We start from the raw sequence: 8,750 nt of genomic DNA, 5'->3' as shown, positions 1-8,750 counted from the left end.
CGCCGCTGAGCAGCACGACGGCGGTGGTGCCGTCGCGGCCGACATAAAAATCGAAGGCGGTGCCGCGAACGCCGATCGTGCCGGCCGGCGTGACGATTTCATAGGCGGAGTGCCCGGACTTGCCGCTGATCCAGCGGAACGTGCCCTTCGCGGCCATGATCGTCAGTTTCTTCACCGACTTGGCATCATCATAGACGAATTTGTCGATGACCACGGACGAACCCCAGCCGACCGCAAGCTTGGTGCCATCCTGGAAGACGAACTGGCCGAGACCGGACTTCGATGTCGAAATCCGTTCGTCCTTGTAGACCGGGTCCTTGACCGCGATCGGACCGCGTGCGCCGCTGACTGACGTGCGAATCTGCACCGCCTGACCGACAGGTTCGGCAGCGCTGACAGGAAGCGGTTGGCAAAACGCAGCACAAATCGAGATGAGTGCGGCGCCACGCAAGTAGAACATGGCACCCTCCAAAGTGTTATTGTTACCACGCTGCAGGGATTTATGTCTTGTCGCCCAATTGGAGTAACGTAACGGCACATCGCAACCGTAAGAGTTATATCAACGAGCCAGTCCGGCTCGTCGCGGTTGAGGCAAGCGTGACCCGGCCGTCGGCCCGAGTGGTGGCGCTGCCACTCGTTCGGCGCCCAGTCGTCCGCAAATTCAACGCCACGCCCCTGCCGTTTCGCGTGCAAAGTTGTCGCCGAAGCACTGCGAAATGTTGCCTTTTTGTACTCACTCGCCCCTTTTCTTTCGACCGGACTCTCGCCATATTCCCCGCCATGACCAAAGCTCCGAAGAATGCCCCGCCGAAGCCCTCCACGCCGTCCGGTTTCGAAGAAGCGCCGCAGGCGCCCTTGTCCGGCACGCCGCTCGGCGGCAACGTCTCGGATTGGGTGAAGCAGCTCGAGGCGGATGCGGAAGCCTCCGCTTTCGAAACCCAGCGTCAGATCGCCTCCAAGGCCGGCAAGCACCGCAAGACGGTGGAGATCGCCGCCTCGAAGGCGGCGCGCAAGGCCGCGGGTGCGGATGACGAAGCACAGCCGAAGAAGGCCGGGAAGAGGGGCAAGGTCGAGATCGTTGGCAGCAAGTCCGCGCGCGGCACGTCGATGGGCGGCTCGACCGACCCGAAGACGCGCGCCGCCGCCGGCCTCAATCCGGTCGCCGGCCTCGACGTGTCGCTCGAAGACGCCGACAGGCTGACGGCCAAGTCGGGCGTCACCGCCACGGTGGAGGCGCTGTCGGCGCTGATCGAAAGCGGCAACCCACTGTTCAAGGACGGCAAGCTCTGGACGCCGCACCGCCCTGCCCGACCGCCGAAATCCGAAGGCGGCGTCGAGATCCAGATGGTCTCCGATTACGAGCCGGCCGGCGACCAGCCGACGGCGATCGCCGATCTGGTCGAGGGCCTGACCTCCGGCGAGCGCAGCCAGGTGCTGCTCGGCGTCACCGGTTCCGGCAAGACCTTCACCATGGCCAAGGTAATCGAGGCGACGCAACGTCCCGCCGTCATCCTCGCGCCCAACAAGACGCTGGCCGCGCAGCTCTATTCCGAGTTCAAGAACTTCTTTCCCAACAACGCGGTCGAGTACTTCGTCTCCTACTACGACTACTACCAGCCGGAAGCCTACGTGCCGCGCTCGGATACCTTCATCGAGAAGGAATCCTCGATCAACGAGCAGATCGACCGCATGCGCCACTCGGCCACCCGCTCGCTGCTGGAGCGCGACGACTGCATCATCGTCGCGTCTGTCTCGTGCATCTACGGTATCGGCTCGGTCGAGACCTATACCGCCATGACCTTCCAGATGAGCGTCGGCGACCGGCTCGACCAGCGGCAACTACTCGCCGACCTGGTGGCGCAGCAGTACAAGCGCCGCGACATGGATTTCCAGCGCGGCTCTTTTCGCGTGCGCGGGGATACCATCGAGATTTTTCCGGCCCACCTGGAAGATGCCGCCTGGCGCATCTCCATGTTCGGCGACGAGATCGATGCGATCACCGAGTTCGACCCGCTGACCGGCCAGAAGACCGGTGATCTGAAATCGGTGAAAATCTACGCCAACTCGCACTATGTCACCCCGCGCCCGACGCTGAACGGCGCCATCAAGGCGATCAAGGAAGAGCTGGTGCATCGCCTGGCCGAACTGGAAAAAGGCGGCCGCCTGCTCGAAGCCCAGCGGCTGGAGCAGCGCACCCGCTACGATATCGAGATGCTGGAGGCGACCGGCTCCTGCGCCGGCATCGAGAACTATTCGCGCTACCTCACCGGCCGCAATCCCGGCGAGCCGCCGCCGACGCTGTTCGAATACATCCCCGACAACGCGCTGCTGTTCATCGACGAGAGCCACGTCTCCGTCAGCCAGATCGGCGGCATGTATCGCGGCGACTTCCGCCGCAAGGCGACGCTGGCCGAATACGGCTTCCGCCTGCCTTCCTGCATGGACAACCGCCCCTTGCGCTTCGAGGAATGGGACGCGATGCGCCCGGACACGATCGCTGTTTCGGCCACCCCCGGCTCCTGGGAACTGGAACAATCCGGCGGCGTCTTTGCCGAACAGGTCATCCGCCCGACCGGCCTGATCGACCCGCCGGTGGAAGTGCGCTCGGCGAAAACCCAGGTCGACGACGTGCTTGGCGAAATCCGCGAGACGGCCGCCGCCGGCTACCGCACGCTCGTCACCGTGCTCACCAAGCGCATGGCCGAAGACCTCACCGAATACCTGCACGAACAGGGCATTCGCGTGCGCTACATGCACTCCGACATCGACACGCTGGAGCGCATCGAGATCATCCGCGACCTGCGCTTGGGTGCTTTCGACGTGCTCGTCGGCATCAACCTTCTGCGCGAAGGCCTCGACATTCCCGAATGCGGCTTCGTCGCCATTCTCGATGCCGACAAGGAAGGTTTCCTGCGTTCCGAGACGTCGCTGGTGCAGACCATCGGCCGCGCCGCCCGTAACGTCGACGGCAAGGTCATCCTCTATGCCGACCAGATCACCGGCTCGATGCAGCGCGCCATGGACGAGACCAGCCGCCGGCGCGAAAAGCAGATGGCCTTCAACGAGGCCAACGGAATCACCCCGGAATCGGTGAAGGCGAAGATCTCCGACATTCTCGACTCGGTCTACGAGAAGGACCACGTCCGAGCCGACATCTCCGGCGTCGCCGGCAAGGGTTTCGCCGACGGTGGCCACCTCGTCGGCAACAACCTGCAGGCGCACCTCAACGCGCTGGAAAAACAGATGCGCGACGCCGCCGCCGACCTCGACTTCGAAAAGGCCGCCCGCCTGCGCGACGAGATCAAGCGCCTCAAGGCCGCCGAACTCGCCGCCATGGACGACCCGATGGCACGGGAAGAGGCAAGGTCGCAGGAGGGCCGCAAGGGCGCCTCCTCGTCGGCATCTCCATCTTCTCCGTCATCCTCGTCCTCGGGTTCAACCCGAGGATCGACCCGAGGATCCAAGACCACGGACGACAAGTCTCTCTTCCAGAAACCGGCCCTCGACGACATGGGCCGCGACGTCGCGACGCCGGCCGGCTCGGACCGGTCCCTGTTCCGCAGGAACACTCTGGACGAAATGACCGTCGGCCGCACCGAAAAGCCGGTGATCGGCCACGTCCCGGAAAAACCGATCCTCACCCGCGCGAAACCGGGCGTCGGGTCCTATGAGGATCCGGTGGACGAGAAGCGGCAGAAGGGCAAGACGGGACGGCCGGGGCGGTAGGCAAATCAGGAAAGACAACGACTCGGTGCCCGCGCTCGGAAGACGGCAAACTGCCAAGCAAGGGCGAGCCCAGTGCGTTGTGGGGAGATGTCTCGCAGGATAGAGAGGGAGAAGCCCTCCTCCTCCGGCAAGACACCCCCTCTGCTCAGAAGATAGTCGGTCCGGGGCGGCTGCAAGCTAAATCAAAGCTCTAAGATTGCGCAAATTGTCCCCAACCTCATGATCCTTTGGGAAAAGTTTCTCTGCTTCGAGCAAAAGGTCGCGAACACGCTGCATCTGCGTGCTCGACATCACACCGCCGCGCTCTAGATACTCTCGCGCTCCGCGGAACATGGTAACATACGGGTGCACCGACTTCCGCGCCCAGCTTTTTTCAATCTTGATTGCGCGGTCTGAACAGTCAAAAGCTTCGTTGAATGCGCCTACTCTCGAGTACCCCGGGACAACCATCTGAATAAACAATATTTTACTTAGTGTGGTTAGTGGCAGCGGATGATTTTCGATGGACGCAGCATGTCTCGCGTTTTGGACTGCCGAGTCCAAGTATTCAGTCATTCCACGAACGCCTGAGCTATTGTGACGCGAAACATTCATGAGCGCCACCTGCTCCCAGTATCGCGAGTTCCACTGCCACGCTTTTTGGGTCGCCTCATAAAACGCAGGGGCCAAGTCTCCCAGTATGCCGTCGACCACAGAGTCAAAATCGAATAAGCGGCTCGCCAATCGTGCTTCAGAACTGCGCTGTTTAATCGCTTTTCGGTTTACGCGTGGTGCAAGTGTAATTGCGAGCCTAGTAAAAATATCCAGAAGTCGGCGCGGATCGCGCTTCGACATATTGTCGAGAATACGCATCGCGATCGTAGAATTCTGCGGTACGACATGCGTATTCGTACGACGGTCATAATATGACAAAGGCAGTGCATGCTCTTTGCTAAGCTGCTCTCTGTATCCCTGGGATCCGAGAATACTAGAGAGAATCTCGTGACGAACGCCACCGCCGAAACAATGCTGAGAAAGGGCCGCTATCAGATATCTGTTTTGATCAACTTCGTTGCATTCCTCCATCAAGTCGAAGGCAATTCTGTCGAGCGGCCTGAAGTCGTTGAGGACCCTGCAACATACAACCGCCATCGGATCATCAGCGGCTGATTTTATAAAGCCGTTTAGATCTCTGATTGCACGTGACGTTCCGACAATGCCTAACTCTGTATACCGCTCAACTATAGCCTCAACATCGACCGCACGCATCTTTAGCGCCGCAGCGCGATGATAAGGGACGCCGGACAAGCTCTGAAATAAGTATCTATTTCTGTACCCTCTCTCTGAAGCAAGAACGACTAGATCTTTTTTCGGAGTTTTTGATACAATTTCAGCAAACGGGGACACTTGGTTTGCAAAATTATCAACAACTATTAAGAGTGCACCTTCTATACCGTCAACAATGCTTAATGTCTTATCATACTCCAACCGACTCAATGCAGAGCACACCAGGGTGTGAATTCCTCTTCTAGATATCTCAAAAGCAACTCTTCTGACGACAGTTGTCTTTCCGGTGCCAGGCTCATCTGTCAGAATAATAATTCTGCTCTCTTCTACTGTATTATTTAGCAGATTTTCGACATCATTAATAATGGAGGATGTTATCGAGCGACTGACATCAAACCCAGATTCAAAATCCGACCATTCTGGAGCGTGCCCGTAGAAGAACCTCGACGCGGATTCCTGGGGCCTTTGGCTCGACGGAACCAACTCGAAATCGGAATAGAATGCCAGAGCTTCTGCACCAGTTATCTTTTCGGGAAGAATATTTCTGGATTCCGTTGGTGAGAAACTGCGAGAGAACAGTCATCCAAGGACTGTTCTCTTTCATTACTTGTATGTATTCGTCCCGTGCAAAGACGTAACCTTTCGAAGCGTGCGTCACAGAGCCATGTAGCTTGACCAGAAGCAAATCGGAAAGAACCCGCTCATCGTTGTAGTCGTCGCGAAAATGTGCTGTCACAAGTTTCTGCTTCGCACCTTTTAATCGATAAGCTGCCTCCAACGCGTCATCGATATTCCAAGTAAATGCTCGGCGCCAAACGAACGTTGAGAGAGTCGATAGCGTCGCGCCTGCGGTGCATCCAGAGAACCTTTTTGTAATGTATTGATCAACTTCGGATTCACTGAGAAGTGCGAAAACTTTTTGAAGAGATTTGTTCTTCGAAACACCCTTCAAATCACATAATTCGTCGCGAAGAGTGGTTCCAGACGGCAGCTTCCCGATACTATTTTCGGAATCAAGGCTAACACCGGCACCCAATAGCAAATTATACTGACCTGCCTTAAGGGACGACACAAATGCATCATGTTGCTCATTGCTAATTTTGACAAACGACACCGCAAAAACCTCCACCCAATTCCGACTGTAAATTGTCAAATCTATCAGGTACACTACCGATTACGGCGTGCATATAAAGATTGAATTGCCGAAAAATACAACTCTACACGGCCACGATCCCCACCCTTGCCGCCTCCCCCATTCCTCGCTACAACCACAGCATGATCAAAACCGCGCTCATCGCTGCCATCTATTATGCGACGTCCCCATAGGGAGCGGCGCGTTTCGATCATGTCTTGAAACAAGCCGCCGTCAGGCGGCTTTGTTTTGTTCGGTGCTCCCTGGCGGCAATGCCATGGAGAGCTCTAATGACAATTTCCGACAATCCCACTGACGCCTTTGAGCCGCGCTCGACGATCACCGGGACGCTGCTCGAGCGCGGCTATGTCAACCAGGTGACGGACCTTGAGGGCGTCGATCGCGCCTTTGCGGCCGGCATCGTGCCTGTCTACGCCGGCTTCGATGCGACGGCGGACAGCCTGCATGTCGGCCATCTCTTGCCGATCATGGCGCTTCGCCGGCTGCAGCAGGCCGGGCACAAGCCGATCGTGCTGATCGGCGGCGGCACGACGCGGATCGGCGATCCGAGCTTTCGCTCGGCGGCACGGCCAATGCTGTCGGAGAATGAGATCGCGGCCAATATCGCCGGCATCCGCAAAGTGTTCGAGCGGTTGCTGACCTTCGGCGACGGCCCGACCGATGCTGTCATGGTCAACAATGCCGATTGGCTGGACCGGATGGCCTGGATCGACATGCTCCGGGACGTCGGCAAACACTTCTCCGTCAACCGCATGCTCTCCTTCGACAGCGTGAAAACGCGGCTGGAACAGCAGGAGAACCTGAGCTTCCTCGAGTTCAACTACATGATCCTGCAGGCGGTCGATTTCCTCGAACTGTTTCGCCGCACCGGCTGCCGGCTGCAGCTCGGCGGCGGCGACCAATGGGGCAATATCGTTGGTGGCGTCGATCTGGTGCGGCGGATCGAGGGCGCGGAAGTCTTCGGCATGACCACGCCGCTGCTGACGACGGCATCGGGCGTCAAGATGGGCAAGACCGCGGCCGGCGCCATCTGGGTGAACGAGGACCGTCTGTCGCCCTACGACTACTGGCAGTTCTGGCGTAACGTCGAGGATGCCGACGGTGGTGCGCTTCCTCAAACTCTTCACCGATCTGCCGCTCGACGAGATCGAAAGGCTGGGTCGCGCCGAGGGCGCGGACCTGAACGTGGTCAAGGAGCGCCTCGCCAATGAGGCAACGGCGCTGGCGCATGGAGCAGACGCAGTCCGGCGGGCGCAGGCGACGGCGCGGCAGGCATTCGGCGGAGGTGAAGCGGCCGAGGGGTTGCCGACGGTCGTGCTGAGCGATGCCGAGCGCCTGAAGGGCATAGGTCTCGTTGACCTCGTGGTACGGGCAGGACTGGCCTCATCGAAGGGCGAGGCACGGCGGGCAATCGCCGGGCGCGGTGTGCGCCTGGACGGAGAAGTCGTTGAGGATGCAGAGACAATCGTCTCACTCGGCGAGCATCCGGTTCGGCTCTCGCTTGGCCGCAAGCGCCATGCCGTGGTGAAGTAGCGCAGCGATCACGCGTCCCACCGCCCGCATTCCCATGCCTGTCACAGGCATCCCCCTGCCGCGCTGCGGCGGGGGGATGCGCCGACCAATACGAGAAAGTCTTCGTTATGGCTCGGGATCTCTCGCCGCGCGGACGCGCGGCGGCTGGATCTCTGTGACAAGCACAGAGATGAGGGTGGACAGGATTGCCGCTACGAAGATCGTTGCCCCCAAGGGAACCGGATGCCAGGGATGAAAATTCCGCAGGCGCAGGAAATCTCGGGCACCCAGAGCCACAGGATTCGACGTCACAACGGCATCTGACGAAGTGCCGCGGCCGCGTACCACCTTGCTCATTCCTGTGCTTGTCACAGGAATCCAGCCGCGCCGAATCGGCGGCGCGAGGGGATGCGTTGCCCCGAATGCGCGAGCACCCAGCGTACCGGCTCGGCATACCCCGCCGCGCGGACGTGCGGCTGCTGGATCTCTGTGACAAGCACAGAGATGAGGGTCGAGCGGGCTGTGACCGCTAAGATCGCCGCTCCGGAGGGAGGTGCTCAGGGGCGTGGACACAAGGGCGCGGTCATAAGGGCGTGCCCAAAGGCGCGCGCGCTTGCGGGTGCCGCCACTGTTTCACCCGGGCGACGCTACCGCCGGTCAGACCGCAGCAACCACCCTCGCCTCCGGCCGCACCTCGTCATCGCCGCCAAACTCCTCGCCCCACTTGCAGAGAGCCGCCGCCGCCACGTTCAGCGCCGCGCCGCGTTCGGTCAGCGCGTACACCACCTTTGGCGGGATTTCCGGATAGGTGGTGCGGCTGACGAGGCCATCGGCCTCCAATTCACGCAACTGCTGCGCCAGCATCTTCTCGCTGATTAAAGGGATCGCCTGGCGCAGGCGGCCGAAGCGGCGGGCGGCCTTGCCGAGTTCGCAGAGAATATCGACCTTCCACTTTCCCTCGATCGCCCTGAGCGCAGTTGCAAAGCCGCAGTTTTCCATTGCTGTCGTCACATCATCCTCCCTTACGTCGCGGTAAGCACTTACCATCCGGTGCGTATTGCGACCCGGGCCGCCCACCTTACGTCTGAACCGC

5 protein-coding genes and 1 pseudogene are annotated in these 8,750 nt (G+C 59.9%); 2 read left to right on the top strand and 4 right to left on the bottom strand.

Translation table 11 applies throughout. The features are described from left to right. On the bottom strand, positions 1-460 hold a 460-nt coding region (locus tag ASE60_RS25935; protein ID WP_200964207.1), incomplete at its 3' end, for a FecR domain-containing protein. A gap of 320 nt (positions 461-780) precedes the next feature. On the opposite strand from ASE60_RS25935, the gene uvrB reads away from it, so the two are divergent. Next, a complete protein-coding gene (gene uvrB, locus ASE60_RS25930) occupies positions 781-3,726 on the top strand; it encodes an excinuclease ABC subunit UvrB (RefSeq protein WP_057254304.1) in 2,946 nt (981 codons plus the stop codon). A 177-nt stretch (positions 3,727-3,903) separates the two neighbouring features. On the opposite strand, the gene ASE60_RS34895 is transcribed toward uvrB, so the two are convergent. Beyond that, the gene (locus ASE60_RS34895) at positions 3,904-5,475 is read right to left on the bottom strand and encodes an ATP-binding protein (protein WP_156414725.1); all 1,572 of its coding nucleotides are present in this window, start codon (positions 5,473-5,475) and stop codon (positions 3,904-3,906) included. Then, complete coding sequence (locus ASE60_RS34155) at positions 5,396-6,106, bottom strand: SIR2 family protein (RefSeq protein WP_162261327.1); 711 nt, start codon at positions 6,104-6,106, stop codon at positions 5,396-5,398. The genes ASE60_RS34895 and ASE60_RS34155 overlap by 80 nt, the downstream gene beginning before the upstream one ends. Positions 6,107-6,414: 308 nt before the next feature. On the opposite strand from ASE60_RS34155, the pseudogene tyrS reads away from it, so the two are divergent. Further along, positions 6,415-7,678: pseudogene (tyrS, locus tag ASE60_RS25920) on the top strand (tyrosine--tRNA ligase). 636 nt (positions 7,679-8,314) lie between these two features. Here tyrS and ASE60_RS25915 read toward each other — a convergent pair. After that, the gene (locus tag ASE60_RS25915) at positions 8,315-8,668 is read right to left on the bottom strand and encodes a helix-turn-helix domain-containing protein (protein ID WP_244495704.1); all 354 of its coding nucleotides are present in this window, start codon (positions 8,666-8,668) and stop codon (positions 8,315-8,317) included. Positions 8,669-8,750: the final 82 nt, after the last annotated feature.

Source organism: Ensifer sp. Root278 (assembly GCF_001429285.1).
GTDB lineage: Bacteria > Pseudomonadota > Alphaproteobacteria > Rhizobiales > Rhizobiaceae > Ensifer.
Note: the sequence above shows the minus strand (reverse complement) of the source record. Positions and strands in the feature narration are given on the sequence as shown.